This window comes from Myxococcus sp. AM011 (genome assembly GCF_013372595.1).
Taxonomy (GTDB): Bacteria; Myxococcota; Myxococcia; order Myxococcales; family Myxococcaceae; genus Myxococcus; species Myxococcus eversor.
Genome location: NZ_JABXEM010000131.1, coordinates 1 through 23,424 on the forward strand (window position 1 = coordinate 1; position 23,424 = coordinate 23,424).

A 23,424-nucleotide genomic window follows, 5' to 3' on the forward strand; every position below is an offset into this window, starting at 1 on the left:
GGGTGATGTGGTGGGTGGCCTCGGGGGAGAGAGCGAGGCTGGACGGGCCAGATGAGGACATCGGCTCGGAGAAGGATGCGCGGAAGGTGGCGTCGCGCACGCGCTCGCTCCAGACGGTCAGCGTGGGCCTGCTGGTGGGCGGCGCGGTGGGATTGGGAGTCGCGACGGGGATGTATCTGATGGGCGGACCCGGGGATGCCATGGCCTTGTCGGTGGGCACGGACGGGACGTCTGCCTTTGTCTCCGGGAGGTGGCCGTGAGGGGCCTGCTTCGAGTCGCCGCGGCGGGGGTGCTGGCGCTGGGACTTCAGGCCGTCGGCGGCTGTCTCGACGTGGATGCGGCCGTGGAAGAGGTGTGCCGCAAGAAGCCGGAGCTCTGCGCCGATGGCGGTGTCCCGGACAGGGACGATGGCGGTGCTCCCGATGGGAGCGGCGCGGGGGACGCGGGGCCCGCGGAGCCGCATTGGGAGCCCGTCCAGTCGATGGGCGCGCGGCGGTTCGGCCACACGGCGACGCTGCTGGGCAATGACAAGGTGCTGGTGGTGGGCGGCTTCGAGGCCGGGAACGCGGCCGTGGCGACGACCGAGCTGTATGACCTCGCCTCGAGCACCTGGACCGATGCGGGGACCCTGTCGGCGGCTCGCGCCTTCCACACGGCCACGATGTTGGGGAACGGCAAGGTGCTGGTGGTGGGGGGACGCGTGGGGACGGAGGCGCTGAGGAGCGCGATGCTGTACGACCCGGCGGATGGCGGCTCGTGGACCTCCGCGAGGTCCATGGCGAACGCGCGCGCCAGCCATGCCGCGGTCCTCCTGTCCTCCGGAGCGGTCCTGGTGATGGGCGGCGGCGAGGACGACGAGGGAGGGCTCACGACGTCCGAGCTCTATGAGCCGGACACGGAGATGTGGTCGAGCGTGGGCAACCTCACCGCGGCACGCAATGCGCTCGCGGCCACGGAGCTGCCGGGGGGCGGGGTGCTGGCGGTGGGAGGCTATGGCCACATCGACGCGAGCGACACAGCGGATGTCTATGACGTGAGCACGCGGAGCTGGACGGCGGCGCCCAACGCCATGTCCGAGACTCGCTCGGGCCATACCGCCACCCTGGTACCGTCGTTGGGGCAGGTGCTGGTGGTGGGCTCGGCCGGGCCTGAATTCAGCACCAGCACGCAGCTCTACGCGCCGAGCACCCGGACGTGGACGGACTCGGGCTGGCTGAGTGTTCCTCGGGCCCACCACACGGCGACCGCGCTGACCTCTGGAGGCGTGCTGGTGGTCGGCGGACTGCCGGGCTGGGATGCGGCGCCGGTGAAGGATGTCGCGCTCTATGACCCCGACCGGGGCTGGGTGAGCAGGCCCGAGCTGTTGCGCCCTCGCGCCTTCCACACGGCCACGCCGCTGAAGGACGGCGGGGTGCTGGTGATAGGGGGACTGGGGGCGGAGGGCGCGGAGCGCTCGGCGGAGCAGTACGTGCCGTGAGCCGCGGAACCTGTCAACGCGGATGAGACCGAGATTGGGTGAGAGTGCCGCGCGGTCTACATGGTGCACATCGTGAGGCGTGAGCAGGCCGAGGCCCGAGTGGTGATGCTCCAGAGCCCACTCGGTCCAACCTGGCGCAGCAAGCAGCCAAACAGGCAATTCAAGACTATCAAGCAAGTATTCTGATAGGCTGACTCCGCATCGTTCCCTTACGGAGGCAGTCCCATGACGTTCAAGTCCAAGCCAGTCGCCCTCATCCTTTGCCTGGCCTTCACCGGCTGTGGCCCCAGCGAGGAGCAGGTGCCCGCGCAGCCAGAGCCCATCGCAGCGGAGGTGGACGACCGCGAAGTGTCGGCCCAGGCCTTCGACGGCGCCTGCGCCTCTTCCTGTGACGACGAATGCGTCCTCTACGCGCGCTGTCGGACGGAGCAGGATGCCTACGGCATCAATCTGCCCTACGGCTTGTTCACCTGGGCGGACAAGAAGGCCATCATCAACAGCAACCATGCGCATGTGGGCTGCGTGGCAATGATCCTCGGGTCGAACTCCGCCGGTCACACCGCGTTCGTGCACAGCGTGAACACCGCCGCTGAGCCCAACCGCATCACCCTTCATGAGTCCAACTGGAGCAGCGGCAGCGCCTGCGACGCGCGCACCGGCACCAAGGCCCAGCTGAACATCACCAACTACTGGTGCCCGCCGGGCGCCCACACCAAGAACTGTTCCGGCGCGATGTAGTCGCCGTCCCTTGCGCCGCTCGTGGGTTTCCCGGGCGGCGCGCCTTGAAGAATCAGCCCGACCCGTGCTGCCATGACTCATGATTGCAAATGAGCCATGCAGCTTGTGAAACCGGAGAGCGGGGGGATGGGCCCGTGATTTCCGAGCTCGAATGTCCATCCAGCCGGATGAATGGCGCCACCACTCGGCTGGGGCCCGGAGTGATGATGCAGATCTCCAGATTTCCGCCGTCCTCGGCGACGAAGAGGTCTCCCGAGCGCGACACGGTGACGTTGTCCACGCCAGTCAGCGGCGAGCGGACGGAGTGAAGCGGTAGAACCGCCCATCCGCCGAGCCGGACATGGCCCCATACGGGCTGGGCCCCGGCTGCGCGGGCGCGGCATACGCCTCCTTCCAGAATCCAGGTCCCAAAGCCAGCGCTCCGCCACCCGGCGCGGAGAGACGAAGGAAGTCACGACGGTCCCATCGCATACAGCCTCCTCTTCGAGTTTCTTGAACGCGGCCTACAAACCCATGCAGTTGGCGTAGTACGTCACCGTGCCCGGCCAATCGCTGAAGATGCCAATGACACCCACGTGCCGGGCGAGCACGTCCACCGCGACGAGCATGTCACCGTCGTTGTTGATGGCCTGCTTGACGGACTGGAAATAGAAACCGCCGCCGTTCGCCAGCGGGCCGTCACGCTCCAGGGACCAGGCGATGATGTCCAGGCCCGCGGCCCTCGCCGCCCTGGCGTACGCGGACGGGATGATTCGCCCCTGTGCATCCAGCGTGAGCAGCACGTAGATGGGAGGCGCGATGACCTCCACGCCCGACGCGGACAGTTCGTCCATGCTCGGCACCCAGGTGCTTGGATCATTCGGGTCGAACCGGGTGCCCGGAATCTCGTAGCGCCCGTCCAGGTAGACGGCCTGCCTTCCGAACTGCGGCTCGCGCTGAATCCAGTACTTCACGTCGTCGAGGTTGAAGGACTGCGGCCACACCTGGCTCGGGTGGATGCGGGCCTGCTTGTACTCGTCCAGCATCTGCTGGGCGTAGGCGGCCTGCGTATAGGTGCCCTGGTACGGCATGGGGACACTCGGGGCCTTCAGCTCCGGAGTGAACTTCGTGCCCAGGCGCTTGAAGAGCTCGATGCTCTCCTTGTGGGAAAGCACGGTGCCACACGCGGAATAGAGGTCCGTGCGCCAGGCAGCCGTCCCGTCCAGGTACTGCGCCACCGTGGTCGCCGAGGGGTTCGCGGCGTCCATCTTCCCGCACAGCTGCTTGAACTCGGCGAGCGTGATGTCGCTGGTGCAGCAGAGCGCGGAGGCGGCCTTGCCAGTGACAGGGTCCGCGGGCTGGAAGGGCTGCGTGCACTTCGCCGCCAGCGCGGGAATGGCGAGGATGTTCGTCGTGGTGTGCAGGTCGCACTGCGAATGCCGGCACACCAACTGCCGGTCCTTCGTGAAGGTGACGTCGCACTCGAGGATGCCCGCGCCCATGCGCGCGGCGGCCTCGTAGGACTCCTTCGTGTGCTCCGGGAACTGGAGCGGCGCGCCGCGATGGCCGATGGAGAACTCCGTCCGGGAGAACGGCCCCTCCGAGCACTGCTGGAGCCTTCGCTTCAGGGGGCCCTCATCCATGTCCTCGACCAGGTAATAGGGCCGAGCGCCCACCTGGACATTGAGTCGGCGCGACGGCGTGTGCTCCGACCGGGACTCCCCAGCCGCGCGCGCGTCGTCCCCCGCGGGGGCCACTCCGGGAATCGAGATGCACGCGGCGAGCGTCGCCGAGAGGAGCGTCACCAACCTTCTGGGGTACATGAGGTTTCCGGTTCCTTCCTGGGTTGCTGGATATGAAGGCCCGCGCAAGATGCACCTCCGTCCCGGCCGGAAACGTCAAGGTTGAGCGACGATTCTCTCAAGAACCTGCCACGCCGTGATCCAAGCGGCGTCGCGCGATGCCACTGCCGGTGAAATCCGGCGAACACCTCCGAGGGGAGCACGTCGACGCGGGGTGCAGGTCCGACGTGGAGTTAGAGGGGGATGGCCCTCACCGGCAACGCGCGGCGTCACGGCGAATTGTCACGACGAGGTGACACCCGGCGTTTACGGCCCCCGCGTGGGGTGAGATAGACCCGTGGCTGCCAGCGTTCCCTCTCTCTCAAGGGACCTGCCGAGTCGGCTGTCGCTGAAATGTTTCATCGAGTACCTTCGGGCCGTGTCAAGGACGTATGTGCTCCCACGGGCCGGAATCATTCGGAGACCCACCAGATGCGAAAGTCCCCACGCTTATTGTTGGCCGCGCTCGCCGCGGTGATGTTGTTCCACGTTGGATGCTCGGACGATGACAAGCCGGGATGTGAGGGTGCGGAGTGCAGCCCCCCGTCCTGCGGAAATGGAGTGAAGGAGGCGGGGGAGGCCTGCGACGACGGCAACGCGATCGCCGGCGACGGCTGCGAGGCCAACTGCACCGTGACGCCGGAGAAGGCCGCGTGTGGCAACGGCAAGCTCGAGGACGCCGAGGTATGTGACGACGGCAACACGACCTCCGGCGACGGCTGTCAGGCGGACTGCACGCTGACGCAGACGCGCTGCGCGGCCGCCGATGCGCCGCCGCTGGCGGACGGGGCGACGTGCGCGGTGACGAAGGCCGGCAATGGCGCGCGCCTGTTCACGGGCGTGGTGCTCAAGGACGGCGAGACGCTGGTGGGCGGCCAGGTGCTGGTGAACGCGCTGGGCGTCATCACCTGCGCCCAGTGTGACTGCTCCGCCGCCGAGGGCGCCGCGGACGCCACCCAGGTCTCCTGCCCGACGGGTGTCATCTCCCCGGGCCTCGTCAACCCGCACGAGCACATCACCTATCCGGACAAGCCGCATGCGGGCACCGAGGAGCGCTACGAGCATCGCAACGAGTGGCGCACGGGCGCCAACGGCCACACGACGGTTCGCAACGGCGGCTCGAAGAGCGGCGCGGACGTGGTGGGCTACGCGGAGCTGCGCCATGTGATGGCGGGCACGACGTCCATCGCCGGCGCCGGTGGTGCCGCGGGCTTCCTGCGCAACCTGGACCAGAACCCGGTGGCTCGCCAGGAGGGCCTGGAGGAGGGCGTCGCGAACTCGGACACCTTCCCGCTGGGCGACACCAACGGCCGCATCGTGACCTCGGGCTGCACGGACTACACGTCGAAGCCCACCACCGCGGGCCTGTCGAAGCTGGCCGCCTACATGCCGCACATCGCGGAGGGCATCAGCGCCGGAGCCCGCAACGAGTTCATCTGCCTGTCCACGGCCCCCAATGACGTGATGCAGGGGCGCACGGCGGTCATCCACGGCATCGGCCTGACGGCGCAGGAAATCGAGCTGATGGCCGCGCGCGGCACGGGCCTCATCTGGTCCCCGCGCTCCAACATCGCGCTGTACGGCGACACCGCCATGGTGACGACCTACAAGCGCCTGGGCGTGAGCATCTCGCTGGGCACCGACTGGCTGCAGTCCGGCTCCATGAACATCCTGCGCGAGCTGAAGTGCGCGGACTCGCTCAATACCCGCCAGTTCGCGCGCGCGTTCAGCGACGAGCAGCTGTGGCGCATGGTGACGTCCAACGCCGCGGAGGCGGTGGACGTCTACGAGAAGGTGGGCCGCATCGCGCCGGGCAAGATGGGCGACCTGTCCATCTTCCAGTTGGCGACCTTCACCGCCTCGCCGCACCGCGCGGTCATCGCCGCCGAGCCAGCGAACGTGGTGCTGACGATGCGCGGGGGCAAGGCGCTCTACGGCGACCAGACGCTGGTGGCGGCACTGAAGGGCGCCGCGGAGACGTGTGACGCGGTGGACGTGTGTGGCACGGCCAAGTCGGCCTGTGTCCAGTCCGAGGTGGGCAAGAACCTGGCGGCGCTGCAAGCGGCCAACCCCACTGCCTACCCGCTGTTCGCCTGCGGTGTCCCGGAGGCGGAGCCCGCGTGCACGCCCCAGCGCATCTCGAACAACTCCGCCTGGCCGGCGTCCGTGAACAGCTCCACCGTCTACTCCGGCCAGAGCACGGCGGACGACCCGGACGGCGACGGCGTGCGCGGCGCGGCGGACATCTGCCCCAACATCTTCAACCCGATCCGCCCGATGGACAACGGCAAGCAGCTCGACTCGGACAACGATGGCCTGGGCGACGCGTGCGACCCGTGCCCGCTTTCCGCGAACAACAGCGCGTGCACGACCTACCTGGTGGGCGATGACGACCACGACGGGTTGCCCACGTGGCAGGACAACTGCCCGTTCGTGTCCAACCTGGATCAGGCGGACGCGGATGGCGACGGCAAGGGCGACGCGTGCGACGCGTGCGCCATCGCGAACCCGGGCACCACCGCGTGCCCGCTGACCATCCATGACCTGAAGACGCCGGTGAACGGAGGCCTGCCGTTCTCGGGTGAGGTGGTGTCGCTGTCGGACGTCATCGTCACGGGCGTGGTGAAGGGCGCCGCGAGCACCAACGGCTACTGGGTGCAGGTGCATCCGCTGCCGTCCGGCAAGAGCGTCGAGTACTCCGGCCTGTACGTCTACGGCCCGAAGGGCGACCTCGCCGTGGGCGACCGGCTGGACATCACCAAGGGCTCGCTGACGATCTTCAGCGGCCTGCCCGAGCTGACGGACGTGACGTACACCCGCCGCAGCGTCGGCAACACGCCTCCGGCTCCGGTCGTCGTGAGCGCGGCGGACGTGCGCACGGGCGGTCCTCGCGCGGTGGCGCTCGAGGGCGTGCTCGTCGAGCTCCGCGAGGTGAAGGTCACCGAGGGAGTGAACAACTTCAAGGAGTTCCGCGTGAACGAGAGCGGCGATGTCGCCCAGCCCTCGCTCATGGTGGACGACCAGGCGTTCGACTACGCGGATCAGCCGGTGGGCACCACCTACTTCTCGCTGAGGGGCCTGCTGACCTTCAACTTCAACGACCACAAGCTCGTCCCCCGCGGGGCGGGCGACATGCTGGGGACGCCGCCCACGCTGACGGCCTTCGGGCCCGGTGGCTTCGTGCGCGCGGAGGGCTCGGGCGCGCAGAGCACCTTCCCGCAGGCGCTCACGGTGACGATGTCCGCGACCTACTCGGTGCCGGTCGATATCACGGTGACGTCGAGCGACCCGGCCGCCCTGGCGGTTCCGGGTGGGAAGGTCACCATTCCGGCGGGGCAGACCTCGGCGGAGGTGAAGGTGGAGCCGCTGGCCCAGGCGCAGAGCGTCACGCTCACCGCCACCCTGGGCACGGTCTCGCTCCAGTCGACCCTGCGGGTGCTGGGCGCGACGGAGCAGGCGCTGGTGACGACCCTGTCTCCCGCGACGGTGAGCATCGTGCCGGGTGGCACGGTGACACTCACGGTGGCGCTGGACCGTCCGGCTCCGGCCGACGCGGCCATCGCGCTGAGCGTGGACCCGGCGGCGGGCTTCGGCACGTTCAACCCGGCGAGCGGTACGCTGGCGGTGGCGAAGAACGCGACGCAGGCGACGTTCACCTTCACCGCCGACGAGGCCGCCTCTGTCTCCGAGGGCACGGTGACGGCGCAGGTGGGAGCCAGCAGCGCCAGCACGGCGGTGACGCTGGACCTGGTCTCGCCGCGGCTCGTGTCGCTCCTGCCCTCCACTCCGGTGGTCGTGCAATACGGGCAGACGCAGGAGTACCGGGTCGTGCTGTCCGCGGCTCCGACGGCGGACCTCGCCGTGGCGCTGGTGGCGACGCCGGCCGCGGGGGTCACCCGCTTCGGCACGGTGCCGGCCACGGTGACGGTGCCCGCCGGTGCGACGGACGCCACGTTCCTCTTCACCGCGGATGCGCGGGGTGAGGGAGCGGGCACGGTGTCCGCGTCGCTGCAGGGAATCACGCGGACGTCCGACGTCACGGTGACGCCGCCGCCCGCGGCGCTCGTCTCGCTGACGCCTTCGACGGCGACGGTGTACTTCAACACGACGCAGGCGTTCACCGCGTCGTTGGATCGCCCCGCCCCGGTGGGGGGAGCCTCGGTGAGCGTGGCGCTGACGCCTGACTCGAGCCTGGGCTCGCTGTCCTCCGCGACGGTGGCCATCGCCGAGGGGCAGACGAGCGGTCAGGTGGTGTTCACCGCGGGCCAGACGGCCGGCGGCGTCCGGCTGACGGCGACGTACGGCGGCACCGAGCTGGCGGCGGAGCTGACCGTGGCGAGCCGCCCGGCCATCAGCCACCTGGTCATCAACGAGGTGGACTACGACCAGCCCAACACGGACACGAAGGAGTTCGTCGAAATCTACAACCCGACGGGTGCCCCCGTGTCCCTGGCGAACACGTTCCTGGTGTTCGTCAATGGCGGGGTGAATCCTCCGGCGAGCTACCAGAAGCTCGACCTCACCGAGGTCGGCACGCTGGGCGCGGGTGAGTACCTGGTGGTGGGCTCGGCCGCGGTTGTCGGTCCGCTGGCGGGTCGTCCCGGGGTGAAGACGCTCCAGCGCGGGACCTCGGACTTCATCCAGAACGGCGGCAGCGTGGCGAGCCCGGCGGCGGACGCCGTGGCGCTCTACGACGGAGCGCTGGATGTGCTCATCGACTCGCTCTCCTACGAGGCCACCATCACCCAGGCCACCATCGCGGGCTCCTCCAAGAGGTTCGACATGCAGGAGGGCACCACGAGCACGGCGGCGGTGGCGGACAGCAACACAGTGGAGGGCTCGGTGTGCCGCGACGCACAGAGCACGGACACCGACGACAACGGGGTGGACTTCAAGTTCACCACCACCGTGACGCCGGGCGCGGTCAACGTCATCACCGCGGTTCCCGCGCCCTGATGCACGCGCGGCCCACGTGCCGCGTGACGGGGTGAAGCAGTGATTCGGGCGGCTCCTGGAAGTTCAGGGGCCGCCCGATGCTTTTGATCAGGTTCTTTGCGAGCTCATCGCTCGCCGAATGGCCGCATCATTGTCGCGAAGGGTGCTCGCCAGATATTCGCGCGCCCAGGCCTGGCCTTCGCCCAGGCCCCGCCTGAAGGCAGCGTCTCCACCCCCCCAGTTCCCGGCCGCGAGGTCGACGACCTGCGCCTGGATGTTCCTCGGAAGCGCGCTGAAGACGAGCGCGGGATGGTCCTGCGCCGCCACCTCCCACGGTGGCGGAACCACCTCTTGCTTCACCACGAACGAACCCTCTTCTCCCTCGCGTGAGCCGCGAACCGCCAATTTCGTGAACTCAGGGTTCATCTGTTGCAATGCGGCCCGCCGCGCCCGGGTCGACATCCCCTTCCACCGATTGTCCTCAATCAATGGTTGCTCGCCCCCGCCCAGGTCTTGGGTCGCGATGTACTGTTGGAGGCTGACACCCGGTGGAAGGAGGACGAGCAACTCCGTCTCGCTTTGAGACAACTCGGTGGAGCCGGGATAGAGATATTCATCAGGCACATCGAACCAGACGTCATGTGGAGCGCCGCGCAGGATGTCGTCCACGCCGCTCTCCGAGTCATCCGACCCCCAGGAGAGGGAATACGGGTTGATGGCCACGGAGACAAAGGGCGTGTTGTCACCCAGCATGCCCTGGCCATGCCGGTCAATCTCTTGCAGGAGCTGCCCTCTTCCTCCGCCAGCCAGCCCCCGCTGAACCCTGGCATAGGCCTCGGGCTGGTTTGCCGCCAGCTTCGAGATGTAATCACTTCTCTTGTCGGCATCCATCCAGCGGACGACGCGCATCATCTGGATGGGCGCGGAGCCCTGGGGCTCGGGCATCCGCTGAACGGGAGGTGATTGGAGCATCGCCTTCATCTGCACCAACCGCTGAACCCGAGGGCTCTGGCTGGCGGTGTCCTGGATGGCGTTGAGTCGGCTCACGTGAGGTGAGGCGTCCGCCAGACGCTGGACCGACCCGGCCCCCTGCCTCCCCGCGGAATCGTGAGTCGTCTCCACGTGCTTCGGCATCCTGGGGCTGTGGGCGCGCATGCGAGAGGGGCCTTCTCCGGACAGCGTGGGAACACGTCAGTGTGAAGGCGAGCAGGCCCCAAAAACAGTAGCGGCCAGGTCACCCCGGTTGCCCGGACCCGCGGGGGAGGAACACCCTCCCCTCCCCGTCCTCCAAGGACTCGCAAGGCGGCATCAAGTCCCCACGACCCGGGCGAGTCCGCCATCACCCCTCTTCCGCAGAAACGTGCCCGCCCAGAGCCATAACGAGGAATCTCCGAACTCCACTTGAGCCGCAATGTTCCGGCCTCACGGTCGAGTAGCCGAGGGATGTCTGCTAGAAAGCAGCACAACCCCGCGCAGACAGTCACTGCCTCACGGGGGCGGCCCGCGGTACGGAGTCCTTCATGTCCCCACGTTTCGAAGTGCTCGCCCGCTGTCTGGGATTGAGCGTGCTGTGTCTGGGTCTATCGCTCGGCTGTGGCGATTCCGGGGTCGCACCACGACCTCCGCCCTCGACGGAGGGGACGGTGAACGCGGCGGCCTCCACGGTGGCGGTGGACAAGCCGACGGGAGTGCTCGCCAACGGCACGGACCAGGCCGCCGTGACGGTGACGGTGCTGGCCAAGGACGGCTCGCGGATGTCCGGGCGCGCGGTGACGGTGACAGTGGAAGGCGCGGGAGCGTCCATCGCGGTGCCTCCGGGACAGACGGGGAGCAACGGCGAGGCGCGGGCGCTGGTGGTATCGACGGCGCCAGGCGTGAAGACCGTGAGGGCGTCGGTGCGGGACACGAACGGACTGACCGTCGCCCTCACCGCCACCGCCACGGTGGAGTTCGTCGAAGTCGCCCCCACGGCCTCGCGGCTCGCGTTCCGACGGGCGCTTCCGGATGGCGTGGCGGGTACCCCGCTCTCGGGACTGGAGGTCGTCCTCCAGGATGCCACCGGGGCGCCCATCTCCACCGGCACCGCGGAAGTCACCCTGTCGCTGGCCTCGGTGGGTGTCGTCGTCCCGGAGGGTCAGCTGACGGTGACGACGGTGGACGGCGTGGCGCTCTTTCCGGAGGTGGTGCTGAAGAAGGCGGGCGACGACTACCAGTTCGTCGCGAATGCCCCGGGCTTCGAGCCGGCCACGAGCTCCACCTTCAAGGTGCTCCCCGGCGCTCCGGCGGCCGTGGGGCTGAGCACGCTGATGGAGTCGGCGGTGGCGGGCGTGGCGCAGGACCTCCAGGTGACGGTGCAGGACGCGTACTTCAACACGGTGACGGGCTACACGGGCACGGTGGCGCTGACGTCCACGGACGCGGCCGCGAGCCTCCCCGTCGCGCACGCGTACACCCCGTCGGACGCCGGACGGTTCACCTTCACGGGCATCACCTTCAAGACCGCCGGGAGCCAGCGACTGATGCTGGACGACGGCACGAGCGCCCTCTCGTTCACCCTTCACGTGAGCGTGAGCGCCGGGCCCCCCGCGCTCCTCGCCTTCACCCAGCAGCCCACGCGTGTGTCGACGCGCGCGGCCCTCGGCACCGTGCAGGTCACCCTGAAGGACGCCTTCGGCAACACGTCCCGGGTGGGAGCGCCGACGGTGAGCCTGTCGCTGACGCAAGCGGGCTTCGCGCTGTCGGGCACGACGGCGGCGGCTCCGGTGGATGGCGTGGCGACGTTCACCACGCTGAGCGTGGCGGGCCATGGCGTCACCCGCCTGACCGCCTCCGCGAACGGATTGCCGGACGCGGGCAGCGCGGACCTCACCGTGGTGGATGACGTGGCGCCCGCGAAGCCGGTGCTGACGCAGACGGCGGCGACGGAGACGGGCCTCACCGTGCAGTGGACGAGCGTGGGCGATGACGGCACCGAGGGGACGCCGACGGCGCAGGAGCTGCGCTACTCCACCACTCCCATCGACTCGGACGCGGCCTTCGAGGCGAGCACACCGGTCGCCATTGACAGCCCGGCGCCTCCGGGCACCGTGCAGACCGCGACGCTGGCGGGGCTCGCGGCGGGCGCCACGTACCATGTCGCGCTGAAGGTGACGGACAAGCAGGGCAACGCCGCGCGCTCGGACAGCCTGACGGTGTCCACGGCCCATCCGCGGGTGACGCGGTTGGCGTTCGTGGCGCAGCCGGCGGATGGCGCGGCGGGCACGTCGCTCGCGGACGTGCGCGTGGCGCTGCTGGATGCACGCGGCGACGTCGTCATCACGGCCACCTCCGCGGTGACGCTGACGTTGACGGACCAGGCCTTCTTCCCGGCGGTGACGGTGTCGGCCGCAAGCGGCGTGGCCACCTTCCAGGGGCTGCGCGTGGACACGGCGGACGCATTCACCTTCACCGCGACGGCCGGAGCGCTCAGCCAGCAGAGCCAGTCCTTCACCGTGCGCGCGGGGCCAGTGTCGACGCTGGTGCTGTGGCAGTTCTCGTCGCCGGTCGACGCGGGACAGGCGCTCGAAGCAGGCGTGTCATTGACGGACGCCTTCGGCAACCTCGCGCGGGACTACGCCGGGACGGTGCACTTCACGTCTTCGGACGCGCAGGCGGTGCTGCCTCCGGACACGACCTTCACCCCGGCGGACAACGGCCAGAAGTTCATCGCCGGGCTGGTGTTCAAGACGGCGGGGACGCAGTCCCTCACCGCGACGGACACCGTCACCTCGAGCCTCTCCGCCACGGTGGACGCCGAGGTGCGCTCCATCGCCGCCGCGTCCTTCGAGGTCATCGCGGGCGCGGGGCCGTTCGCCGCCGGCCAGTCGCTGAGCTACGAGCTGGTGGCGCGCGACACCTACGGCAACGTCGCGACGGGCTACGCCTCCACGGTGACGTTCTCGTCCACGGATGCGCAGGCGGTGCTCCCCGGCGCCTACACGTTCACCCTGGCGGACGCGGGCCGGCACGTGTTCAGCGTGGAGCCGCGCACCGCGGGCGAGCAGGAGGTCGCCGCGGAGGACGTGGTGACCGCGACCCTGAGGGGCACGCACACGTACTCCATCACCCCCGCCGCCATCGACGCCCTGGCGTTCGTCTCCGCGCCCACGACGGGCTTGGTGCGACAGGCCCTGACGGACGTACGGGTGGCGCTGAGGGATGCCTACGGCAACACGGTGACCGACGCCGCGACGGACGTGACGCTGTCGCTCGTGGGAGGGAGCTTCACCCAGGGCACGCCCACGCGCTCCCCGGTGGACGGCGTGGCGACCTTCACCGGCCTCGTCTTGGTGGACGAGGGCACGTATCGATTCGAGGCCAACGCGGGCGGCCTGCCGCCCTCCACCTCCGAGGACCTGGTCATCACCGACACGGTGGCGCCAGCGGTCGCGAGCGGCTTCGTGGCCAGCGAGCTGTCACTCTCCAGCATCCGCCTGGACTGGGCGGCACCTGGCGACGACGGGGACCTGGGCACCGCGACGCGGTACGAAGTCCGGTACGCCACGGAGGCCATCACCGAGGCCACCTTCGAGGCCGCCGCGGTCGTGACGGGTGTGGGCGCGCCCCAGGCGCCGGGCACGGCGGAGTCCTTCACCGTCTCCAGCCTGGAGGTGGGCACGACGTACTTCTTCGCCCTGAAGACGTTCGACGGCGCGGGCAATGCCAGTGCCCTGGCCACCGCGAGCGCCAGCACCACCAATCCTTGTGACGACTACGTGTGCACGCCGCCGGCTCCGGCCTGCGCGGAGGACGGCACGTCCCTGGAGGTGTATTCGTCGGTGTGCGTCATCGTCGCGAGCGAGCCGACCTGCGAAATCGGAGCGGTGGAGCTGGAGGCCTGCCCCGGCGCGGATGCCGTCTGCCACGCGGGAGCGTGCGCCACCGCGCCGCATCCTGGCGCGGGGGAGCTGGCCATCTCGGAGGTGATGCACTCCCCGTCGGCCGGCACCACGGAGTACGTGGAGCTGACCAACACCAGCACGAAGCTGCTGGACCTGAACGGCATGACGGTGAGCTTCGTGGACGGCGTGGGAGCCGCCACGCCCTTCACGCTGAACCATGGACACGCGCTGGTGGTCGACCCGGGCTCGCGAGTGGTGCTCGCGCAGAACGCGAACTTCGGGACGAACGGCGGCGTGTACGCGAATCATGCGTACGGCACGAACGTGCACCTGGACAACACCGGGTCCATCACCTTCATGCAGGGAGGCACCACGGTGACGAGCCTCCAGTACACCAACGCCTTCCCGCGGACGGTGGGCCGCGCGATGAGCCTCGCGTCCAGCATCGTGGGCACGGCGGGCGCGTCCAGGCCCTGGTACTGGTGTGATTCGTCCGGCGCTCTCTCGGGCGGAGACCGGGGCACGCCCCACGAGGCCAACGACGAGTGCGGGATGAACGTCGAGAAGCCGCTGAACTACTGCGCCATCCAGTACCCGAAGACGTTCCCGACCGGGGATGGCAACTACCCGGCGAGCATCCTCGCCTTCGACGCGTACGACATCTACAGCCAGTTCTACAGCTTCGATGTCACGACGCGGAGCCAGACGAGCAATGACTTCTACCCAGGCATCGAGGCGCAGTTGGGCCATGGCACGGATGCGGCCGACCCGGCGGGCTGGACGTGGACGTCGGCGGACTTCAACACGAGCTACAGCCCGGCCAGCTCCAACAACGACGAGCTGAAGGCCGTGCTGAGCATCTCCACCCCCGGGACGTACCGGTACGGCTTCCGCTACCGGTTCAAGGATGCGGGTGCGCCGTGGACGTACTGCGACCAGAACGGAGTGGCCGTGCCTCCCTCGGGCACCTACGGCTCCGTGACGGTGCTCGCCGGGCCGCAGACGGACCACATCGTCATCAGCGAGTTCAGCGGCGGAACGACAGCGAACGCGAGAGATGAGTTCGTGGAGCTCTACAACCCGACGAGCGCGGCGGTGGACCTGTCCGGCTGGCAGCTCAGCTACAAGTCCGCCACCGGGGCCACCTACAGCACGACGTACACCATCGCCGCTGGCAGGAGCATCCCCTCCCACGGCTACTTCCTGGTGGGTGGCACGGCCTACTCGGGGGCGGTCGCCGCGGATGCGACCCACAACATCGATGCGTCCTCGTCCACGACCGCGGGAGGCCACATCCGCCTCCAGCGTCTGTCGGGGACGGTCTACGTCGACGTGGACCGCATGGGCTGGGGCACCGCGAACGCGCCCGAGGGCACCGCCGCGCCTTCGCACCCTGCCTCCGGTGGAAGCCTGGAGCGAAAGGCCATTGTCTCCTCCACCTCCGCCTTGATGGCGGTGGGCGGCGCGCACGCCACGCGCGGCAACGGACAGGATACGGAGAACAACAGCGCTGACTTCGTGACCCGTACGACGCGGCAGCCGCAGAACTCCGCGAGCCCGGTGGAATTCTTCCACTGACAGCGATGACGCGGAGGTGCCTCGCATCCAGGGCACCTCCGCGTCTGTCGCGCTGCTTCAGCCCTCACCCTTACTACGGATGCGTGTGGGCCACTGGTTGGACGCCACGCTCGCGTCGGTGGCCCGGACTCCAGTGCCGCGGTCGCGATGAAGGCGGCGCAGGCAAGTGCCACGGCGGAGAGAGCGAGCTTCGGGCGCACATCTGGCTCTCCCCTCAATCGTGGCAAACAGCATCCCCCACCATGCTCCAGTCGAGTTGACCCCTCAATCGCTGATTCTCGCAGCGACTGCGTCCGCGAGGCCCTGCCCCACCGGTTCCAAGGCGAGGCTTTGCGCTCCGTCGCCGTCAGCGGCGGTCAGATGGTCCTGCAGTCGTGAGGCCTCGGTGTTCAGCAGGGACTTCGCGAGCAGATAGAAGCGATACGCGTCGCGGAAGTTCGAACCGAGGCCGAACGACACCCGAACCGCTCCGCAGAGGCCCTTGCTGAGAATCTCGTCATCGAAGGTCTTGCAGTCGAGGACCTTCTCCGTCTTGTCGAGCTCGCAGTGCTCCGCGCCGGCGGTGGTGTAGGTCGCGTGTTGTACCGCGCCAAGATTGCAGAAACAGCCATTGCGCACGGTGATGCCAAAGGACTCGGCGGCTCTCTTGACCAGGGCATGCGAGAAGACCGCGTTGTAACAGTCGAACAGGTTCAACATGACCGTCGCGCCCTTCTCTTCCTGCGAGGGGCCATAGACCCGACAGAGGGGCCCCTTGGCCTTGATATCGTGCTGCAATCGCAGCAACTGCGTTTCGAGCCAACGAGCCAGCGCGTTCGCTCGCAGGCGGATGTTGTCGAGCCCGACCTTGGAGATGAACTCGAAGCCATAGGAGATGGCGTGGAAGGATGCGTAGTTGGGCGTGCCGACCTCGAACTGCCGCCCATGCTCATGGTGCAGCAACCTGTCCGTGGGAGACCACGGCCCGGAGTAGTAACACACCGACCCGCCCGCGAAGGACGGAGGGGTCAGCCTGAGGAGAGACGACTTTTTCGCGATGAGACAGCCGACTCCGGTCGGATATCCGAAGATCTTGTAAAGGGACACAGGGACGAAGTCCGGCTGATGCGCGCCGATATCGAGCGGCGACAAGGGGACGAATGCCGCCGCATCACACAGGACCATCGCTCCTCGCTCTTGAGCGAGCTGGATCCACTTCAGGTCATGCTTCACACCCGTCGCGTTGGACTGAGCGGGAAACGCGAACAGGTGGGCATGGCGGTCATCCAGCTTTTCGAGAGAGCGCTGCAGCGAACTCTCGATGATCCGCAGGTCCTGGGTCAGGGGGACGTACTTGACGGTGGCGCCCTTGGACTTCGCGAACTCCCGGATGCCATGCACGGAGGTGTGGTTGTCCTTGACGAGCAGGACGTCCGACCCGCTCTCGAAGGGGAAGGACTCGGCGACCATCCGGATGGCACCGCTGGCGTTGGGCGTGAAGACAATCTCGTAGTCGTCCGGCGAGCAGCGGAAGAACCGGTAGATTTCAGAGCGGGCCTTCTCGTAGGCTGCCTCGGTGGCCTTCGAGCCGGTGTGCGGATTGCCCAGAATCGTTCGCTTGAGGGTCTGGTGGTCATGCTCGATGAGGCTCTCTGGAGCTTGCGCGCCTCCCACGTGGTCCAGATAGGCCTCTCCCTGTGCATCCAGGCGAGAGAACTCGTCCCGCCTCAGCGCTTCGACTTCACCCTCCGGATATTCCGGGTGTTCGGCCAGGAAGGCTGACTTCATCGCTTGATAGTTCCGCAGGGCATTCGCCTCGGAACGAGGCATCAACCGCTCGCTCTGACTCTCGACGAGCTCCGGCGCCATCCCACGAAACGCGCTCAGCTCACCGAAGTCCGGCAGCGCACCCGGGGCGACAGTCTCCTTGCAGGCCTCATCGACCAGCCCCCGCAGGAGCCACGCCTTGACCGCGTAGTGCTGGGTGGGGACCCGCGAACGAAGCTCCCCGAGAATCGTATCCAGATACGCTTCCCGGGTGAGGGTATCGCACTGGTTGAACTCCTCCAGCAGGATGCAGGTGTTGAAGAGGAACTCTCTCGCGTCGTGCTCGTCCAGGAAGAAGGACAAGGGACACGAGGTCGCGACCTCGCTGACGCCTCGACAGAGCCCCTCCAGGGAGAACGCGCTGGTGATCGCCGTGTGGTCGCTCAGACTGAGCGCCCTGTCCAGGATGGCCGACGGCGTTCCAAAGTGCTTCTGGGACTGCTCCCGCGCCAGGCCGAACAGCTCGTTGTAGTGGAAGACCGTTCCATAGATCTTCCCACCCGGCCGCAGCACCCGCTTGAACTCGCGCGCGACCCGCGTCTTGTCGGGCGGGAACATCAGGCCAAACCCGCACACGATGATGTCGAAGCTGTCATTGCCAAAAGGCATGTCCGCCATGTCGACGTCGGCCAGGAAGGTGACGTTCCGGTTGATTTCGTCACCCACCACCGTCCGACACAGGTCGATCGCGATCTTGGAGAGGTCCGTGGCGACCAGTTGTGCCTTCAACGGCTTGGCCAGGTCCTCATAGAGGTACGTGGTGATCCGGCCCGTCCCACAGGCGACCTCCAGGATGTTCGTGACAGGGGCCTCCGGCCGGAGGTCCTTCCGGATTTCACGAACGAGGAGCTCGCCGTAGGGTTTGAACAGCTTCGGTCCCAGCACGCGCTCATAGAACTCCATGAACGAGGTCAGACTCCATTTGCGGTCCGACACCGTTTTGCATTCGTGCCTGGCAGTGCTTGTCATTTGGGGGCTCACATGGGCAGATGGGTGTTGGGGGCGACTGGCCTATCCTAGAACCAATCCCATCCCGGAACCCTTCCCACACCATGTATGCCTTATCCAACCCATGTCCAATAGACATCATCCCATTGCGGGCTACGCGATGTCAGGGAAATCCCGAGTGGAGAAGCCCGCACCGGCCTCTCCACCCGGGGGTGCGGGGCCCGACTCAGAGGAAGTCGCGGCTCTGCTGGTTGAGATCATTCAGCACTTGCTGATGGTCCGTGCGGAGCTTCTTCGCGGCCTGGCGGGGATCCAACGCGGATTGCGGCAAGGCGCCCTCGGAATGCACCAGGCATCGCGACAGGTGGACGATCCACGGGCCACAGCTGTGCTGTCCTTCCTCCCTGCCCCCGTAGTTGTCATTTTGATAGGTGATGGTGCACCGCTCCACGAGGAGCTCCGGAAACGGCCGCAGCAGAGGGCCAAGTGGCGGCACCATCATCGGGTTGAGCGGGTCGATGTAGAGCACACGGACCTCTCGCCTTCCCCCCAGCGCCGCTCGACTCACCTTGATGTAGAACAACCCCCAATGGTTGTTCTGGACGTTGTAGGGCATGACGATGACCCGCGGCTCGCTGTCCTCGGACATGTCAGCCAGGACATCGTCGAACGCGTTCGGCCCAAGACGACTGAGCTGATGGCCATTGATGCCATGGCGCACGAAGACATTGGGCATATGCCCGATGTAGTGCTGCATGAGCCGGTAGATTTGACGATCGGTGTAATAGTGAGTCCCCTCGATCTTGTCGCCATTGGACTCGCGCTCCGGATCCTTCTTCTTGGCCTTCGGAGACGAGGGCCGGGAGATTGGCAACGGCGACACCTCCTTGGCGAGCTCCCGCTCCACCATGCCCACCATCGCAATCGCCTCGTCCTGCTCGTGGAGCGCGTCGAGGTTCTCTGGCGCCGACGGCTTGCCGAGCCGCTTGACCTTTCCCAGGTTGGCTCCGCTCATCAGCGGAGGAAGCAGGCTCGCGTCAAGCCCCCCGCCGAAACCACCGAAGAGCGGCTTCGAGCCGCCCTTGCCGGACGACATGGGGAGCCCCGACTTGCCGAAGAACGCGGTCGACGCCAGGCCGCCCAGGAGCATGGAACTCCCCATCCCGCGACCGAACAGCGAGGGGTAGACCCCCATCCCAAATCCCATGGAAGGAACCAGCCGCGGCTTCGGCTTCACCTGCCGGGTCTTGCAACCGCCTGCGCACCCGGGATTCACACAATGCCTCCCCGAGTAATCCCACAGCGGCTCCCAATACGACTCCAGCAGGTCCTTCACCGCGGACTCCCCCTCCACCAGGTAGTTGAACTCGGAGAGGAAGCCCGGATAGAGATTGTCGGAGCCGACGACATACGACTCATCGTCGACAATCATGATCTTCGCGTGATTGCCCGGCGCGGAGGGGACCTTGGGAAACCGGAGGGCACTCGCCTTCTGGACCGAGCCGAACGCGCTCCCGATGATTCCCTTGTCCGGCGGCGCCGTGGTCAGCGAGGGCTGCTTCAAGGTCGCCGTGAAGCCCGCGGGCGAGAGCTCGGGCCAGAAATAGGTCTCCCCCTCGGTGGTGCTCTCGTCGGGGACCTCCGTGAAATAGAGCGGGGCGATGTGCAGCCGCTCCAAGGCCCGCTCCCGCACGTCCGCGTCTGGCAACAGGGTGTCGGTGTCAACGGCGTGCGTCATGTAATACTTGAACAGCTCGAACGTGCGACACGCCCCCGAGCCGAACGAATACTGGTCGCCCTCTGCACCGGCACCGGCGTCCAGGGGCGAGACCACGACCTGGACGACGAGTGCCTCGTTCGCGAGCAGCGCCTCCATGATCCAATGACAGACGACGTGTGAGGACCACTTCTTCTTCCACGCGCTCACCAGGTCCATCTGCGACAAGCGCAGGACGCGCTTCGCGCCCTTGATCAACTCCTCCTTCATCAGCTCGGACGCCTTCTCGTAGTCCAGCTCCAGACTCGAGCCCTTCCAGTACTTCCCGACCGACAAGACGCGGGTCGCCTTCTTGTACTCCCCCAGGCCGGCGTAGGAGGCGTACTTCTTCTCCTTGAAGACAGGCAGCTCCAGTTCGTCCAGGCCCTGGAGGTCGAACCTCCGGATGTCGTCGTCCTCGTCCAGGTCCTCGATCGACGCCGACAGGAGCCCCTTGCTGGAGCGAAGCTTCGGGGACTCGACCTCTTCGCCCCCGCCTCCGCCATGCAGCCGCGCGAGGACCTCATGAAGCTCGTCCCGATAGTCGCTGGCATCCCGCTCGATCAACGGGTCCTTGAGCTCCCACGGCGTGCCGACGACGTCATCACCGTTCTTCCAGACGCCGGCGTCGACATCCAGATACTCCTTCGTGAATACGTCGGTCCCGCACTCCCACATCTTGTTCAGGAACAGCTGCGCCCCCAGGGCCGCCTCGCCATGCATGACGACCGACACGTCATGGACGGGCGGATAGCTGGTGAACAGGTCCATGTTGAGGTTGTGCCCTCCCACCAGGGACTCGGCGCCATCCACCGCGATGATCTTCGAGTGATTCCAGGTCATCTTGGTGAAGTCATCATCCCCCTCCGCCACCAACCAGCTCGGAAGGCTGGAGGCGAAGCTGGCGTAGAGCCCGGAGAGCAGCCCCTCCCGGAGGCGGTAGAACTTCCCCATCCAGATCTCCGGCTTCTTCTTCCAGTGTCGCGTTCTTGCCCTCACCAGCCGGATGAGCGCGCCCTGGAAGTCGATGAGCGGGGGCGCCGTGCCGTTCATGATGAGCATGGGGGTCTGCCCGAACAGGAACCGGAACTGGGTGCGCTTCGTGCGCCCCATGTCCTCGGTCAGCGCGGCATCCATCGCCCCCAGAATCACCTTGGCCCATTCGGGGTCCGGGCTGTTGAGCGAGGCCACGTCACAGCGGAACTTGGACTTCTGGATGATTTCGACAATGGCTCTCTCGAAATCCCTGGTGCGCTTCCGGGCCTGCTCCATGATGCCCGGGCCAAAGTCGAGCCCCCAGATGCGAGGCGTATCCAGGACCCTCACATAGCTCGGCCCGCTCAACTGATTGAAATAGCGTGGGTCGACCTTGCTTCGCACCGCATCAATCTGACTCATTGTCTTCGCACTCCTCGCTTGAGCGGGCGCTACCTCTTGGAAACCACGGCCTGAATCACAGGAACGTCCAGTCCACCCATCCACCACCGGCCTGTTCGATGGTGCAGGGATAGGCCAGCTTGTACGGGGGAGTCCCCACCACGTCCTCGAGGTAGTATTTGTCCCAGCCAAGACTGCCGTGGATGGAGGAGACACGCCGGACGGACTGCCGCGTGTAGTAACGAGACGTCCGTGTCTGGCCGCCGGCCATGGCGTCGAAATGAGAATGAGCCGTATGGATTCTCTTTCTCAGCTGTCTGATGCCATCCTGGACCCCGCTCTTCGTGTGGAAGGTCGTTCCCCACCGGGTCAGATAACCCCTCGCCATCCGGTAGAGGAGCCTGGGGACCGCCGCGACATCGTCGCTGAACTTGGAGGCGTCATAGAGACCATCGGTGGTGCCGATTCCCGCGACGGTGCTGTGGCGGCCCCGGGTGGCGTAGAGCCGATACCGCTCGGGCTTTGGAAGGTCGGAGGCGAGGAGCGGGTCCGCCAGCTGGCGGTTGTTCGCGAGCGTCTGCCACGTGGTCCCCAGTCCCCGGCCCTCGATGGCCGCGTGGGCCTCCTGCCCGGTCATCGACGCGTTGGGCCGGGGAATCACCGCGCTGAAGCCCGTATCCAGATGGTCCCAGGCGTAGACCCCGACATAGTTGACGACATTGGGGGGCAACTGGGTCTGGATGCTGTACCACCCGCCCGTCCCCGGAACGGGGTCGATGGCGAAGATGTTGATGGGGATGTTTCGAAAGGTGTCCCCCCCATAGGCATACAGGAACCAGGCGGCCATGATGGACTCGACCGCGCCGCGGCTGTGCCCCACGAAGTTGTACTGCTCCGCCCCGCTGGCCGCGGCGCTGCTCGCGGCATGCAGCGCGAGCGCCGCGTCGGCCCAGCCCGTCGCCTGGCCCAGCATGGACCGTTGGTTGCCCTTCGAGTAGCTCTGGGCGTACTCGCGCAGCTCCCCCGGCGCCTTGGGCAGGGTGCTGTCCAGCGGGTCGCAGGTGTCCATCTGGTCGTGCCAGTCGTTCTCGCCGACGCCGCGCACGGTGATGCTCTTCTTCGTGTCGCGAAGGCCGGCGGAGATCTCCGTGTGGAGCCGGACCGGGATGTAGCCCGTGCCCTTGTCGAAGATGTCCTTGTCGCTGATGAGGCGCCGGTCGTTCTTCGCCAGGAACCCGAAGTACTTGTAGTCCCAGTAGCGCGTGACTTCGCCCTCGTCTCGCGCACAGGCGGTTCCACAGAAACACACGGTGTAGACACTCGGCATGTCGCCCAGCAATCCACATTTCGTGCCGTGCTTCACCCCCTCGTGAGGGTGCCGCGCAGGACCCGGAGAGGCTCCGTCGGACGGCGGGCCCCGCCCCTCGAACGGCCGTGACGACCTCACAAGGTGAGTGCGCTTCAGGCCACGACTCCGAGTGCGCGGCGACGTGTCGCGTTTGACCCCGCGCGCCTGGCCTGCGTGGAACCAGCGCGCCCTCCGCATGAGGGCCCTGCGTTCCGTAGGAACGCCGCCGCGTTCCGACAGGCCGCGCGGCGCTGGTGCGCAAGCCCGGCCCCGTGGAGGGTCAGCTCATCTTCTCCAGCAGGACTCGCAGCTCCGCCTGCTGGGTGGCACTCAGCCGCCCGAGCCTCTCGCCGAACGCCTGGGAGAGCAGCGAGGTCCCCTGCTGCATCACCTTGCGGCCGGCCGGGGTGAGCTGCAGCCGGTGCCGCCGCAGGTCCGCGGTGTCAATTTCACGGCGCAGGAAGCCCGCGGCCTCGAGCCGCTTCACGTACAGCGTCACCGACGGCTTGGGGATGCAGAGGGACGCCGCCAGCTCGGCCGGATAGGGGTGCGCGTCCACGTCCGCGAGCACGAACAACTCCTTCGTCTCGAGGCCCAACGCGGTGATGTCGGAGGCGACACTGGAAATCACCGCCATCAACAGCCGGTGGTTGAGCGACCAGATTCTCGCCGGGTCGATTTTCGACATGGCTCCTTGCGCGGAAATTGGTTCAGCATTAACCCAATTCCATCTTGAACTAATTCGTCGTCCCTACAATGTA

Annotated in this window: 11 protein-coding genes and 1 pseudogene; 5 read left to right on the forward strand and 7 right to left on the reverse strand. The window is 67.3% G+C overall.

Annotated elements, in window-relative coordinates:
* The 3 genes and pseudogenes from HUW62_RS25690 to HUW62_RS25700 form a co-directional block, all read left to right on the forward strand.
* Window positions 1-260, forward strand: a pseudogene (locus HUW62_RS25690) (hypothetical protein); the annotation flags it as partial.
* Window positions 257-1,477 carry a kelch repeat-containing protein gene (locus HUW62_RS25695; RefSeq protein ID WP_176435885.1) on the forward strand — a complete coding sequence of 407 codons (1,221 nt, stop codon included), beginning with the start codon at window positions 257-259 and terminating at the stop codon, window positions 1,475-1,477. The pseudogene HUW62_RS25690 and the gene HUW62_RS25695, both read left to right, overlap by 4 nt.
* 225 nt (window positions 1,478-1,702) lie before the next feature.
* Window positions 1,703-2,215, forward strand: a complete 513-nt coding sequence (locus HUW62_RS25700) for a hypothetical protein (protein WP_163864925.1) — start codon at window positions 1,703-1,705, stop codon at window positions 2,213-2,215.
* A gap of 285 nt (window positions 2,216-2,500) precedes the next feature.
* Here HUW62_RS25700 and HUW62_RS25705 read toward each other — a convergent pair whose 3' ends face one another.
* Window positions 2,501-2,686, reverse strand: a complete 186-nt coding sequence (locus HUW62_RS25705) for a twin-arginine translocation signal domain-containing protein (protein ID WP_176435886.1) — start codon at window positions 2,684-2,686, stop codon at window positions 2,501-2,503.
* Window positions 2,687-2,718: 32 nt separating this feature from the next.
* The gene (locus tag HUW62_RS25710; RefSeq protein WP_176435887.1) at window positions 2,719-4,017 is read right to left on the reverse strand and encodes a glycerophosphodiester phosphodiesterase family protein; all 1,299 of its coding nucleotides are present in this window, start codon (window positions 4,015-4,017) and stop codon (window positions 2,719-2,721) included.
* Window positions 4,018-4,596: 579 nt separating this feature from the next.
* On the opposite strand from HUW62_RS25710, the gene HUW62_RS25715 reads away from it, so the two are divergent.
* Entirely contained in the window at window positions 4,597-8,991 is a 4,395-nt protein-coding gene (locus HUW62_RS25715) for an amidohydrolase family protein (protein WP_368670482.1), read from the forward strand.
* Between the two features lie 87 nt (window positions 8,992-9,078).
* Here the strand turns inward: HUW62_RS25715 and HUW62_RS25720 are convergent, their stop codons facing one another.
* On the reverse strand, window positions 9,079-10,017 hold the full coding sequence (locus HUW62_RS25720; RefSeq protein ID WP_176435889.1) for a hypothetical protein: 939 nt from the start codon (window positions 10,015-10,017) through the stop codon (window positions 9,079-9,081).
* 473 nt (window positions 10,018-10,490) lie between these two features.
* Here HUW62_RS25720 and HUW62_RS25725 point away from each other — a divergent pair, with 473 nt between their 5' ends.
* Window positions 10,491-15,428: a lamin tail domain-containing protein gene (locus tag HUW62_RS25725; protein WP_176435890.1), complete on the forward strand. Its 4,938-nt coding sequence runs from the start codon at window positions 10,491-10,493 to the stop codon at window positions 15,426-15,428.
* Window positions 15,429-15,692: 264 nt separating this feature from the next.
* On the opposite strand, the gene HUW62_RS25730 is transcribed toward HUW62_RS25725, so the two are convergent.
* The 4 genes from HUW62_RS25730 to HUW62_RS25745 form a co-directional block, all read right to left on the reverse strand.
* Entirely contained in the window at window positions 15,693-18,137 is a 2,445-nt protein-coding gene (locus HUW62_RS25730) for an aminotransferase class V-fold PLP-dependent enzyme (protein ID WP_217911543.1), read from the reverse strand.
* Between the two features lie 271 nt (window positions 18,138-18,408).
* The gene (locus HUW62_RS25735) at window positions 18,409-21,336 is read right to left on the reverse strand and encodes a hypothetical protein (protein ID WP_176435892.1); all 2,928 of its coding nucleotides are present in this window, start codon (window positions 21,334-21,336) and stop codon (window positions 18,409-18,411) included.
* 55 nt (window positions 21,337-21,391) lie between these two features.
* Entirely contained in the window at window positions 21,392-22,642 is a 1,251-nt protein-coding gene (locus HUW62_RS25740; RefSeq protein ID WP_163864919.1) for a Tat pathway signal protein, read from the reverse strand.
* Between the two features lie 301 nt (window positions 22,643-22,943).
* Entirely contained in the window at window positions 22,944-23,351 is a 408-nt protein-coding gene (locus HUW62_RS25745; RefSeq protein WP_176435893.1) for a MarR family winged helix-turn-helix transcriptional regulator, read from the reverse strand.
* Between the last annotated feature and the right edge of the window lie 73 nt (window positions 23,352-23,424).

What these genes read in the sequence shown, in the direction of transcription:
- HUW62_RS25735 (WP_176435892.1), bottom strand. Translation starts at nt 21,336, where the DNA reads ATGAGTCAGATTGATGCGGTGCGAAGCAAGGTCGACCCACGCTATTTC.
- HUW62_RS25705 (WP_176435886.1), bottom strand. Translation starts at nt 2,686, where the DNA reads ATGCGATGGGACCGTCGTGACTTCCTTCGTCTCTCCGCGCCGGGTGGC.
- HUW62_RS25730 (WP_217911543.1), bottom strand. Translation starts at nt 18,137, where the DNA reads ATGGAGTTCTATGAGCGCGTGCTGGGACCGAAGCTGTTCAAACCCTAC.
- HUW62_RS25745 (WP_176435893.1), bottom strand. Translation starts at nt 23,351, where the DNA reads ATGTCGAAAATCGACCCGGCGAGAATCTGGTCGCTCAACCACCGGCTG.
- HUW62_RS25710 (WP_176435887.1), bottom strand. Translation starts at nt 4,017, where the DNA reads ATGTACCCCAGAAGGTTGGTGACGCTCCTCTCGGCGACGCTCGCCGCG.
- HUW62_RS25725 (WP_176435890.1), top strand. Translation starts at nt 10,491, where the DNA reads ATGTCCCCACGTTTCGAAGTGCTCGCCCGCTGTCTGGGATTGAGCGTG.
- HUW62_RS25700 (WP_163864925.1), top strand. Translation starts at nt 1,703, where the DNA reads ATGACGTTCAAGTCCAAGCCAGTCGCCCTCATCCTTTGCCTGGCCTTC.
- HUW62_RS25740 (WP_163864919.1), bottom strand. Translation starts at nt 22,642, where the DNA reads ATGCCGAGTGTCTACACCGTGTGTTTCTGTGGAACCGCCTGTGCGCGA.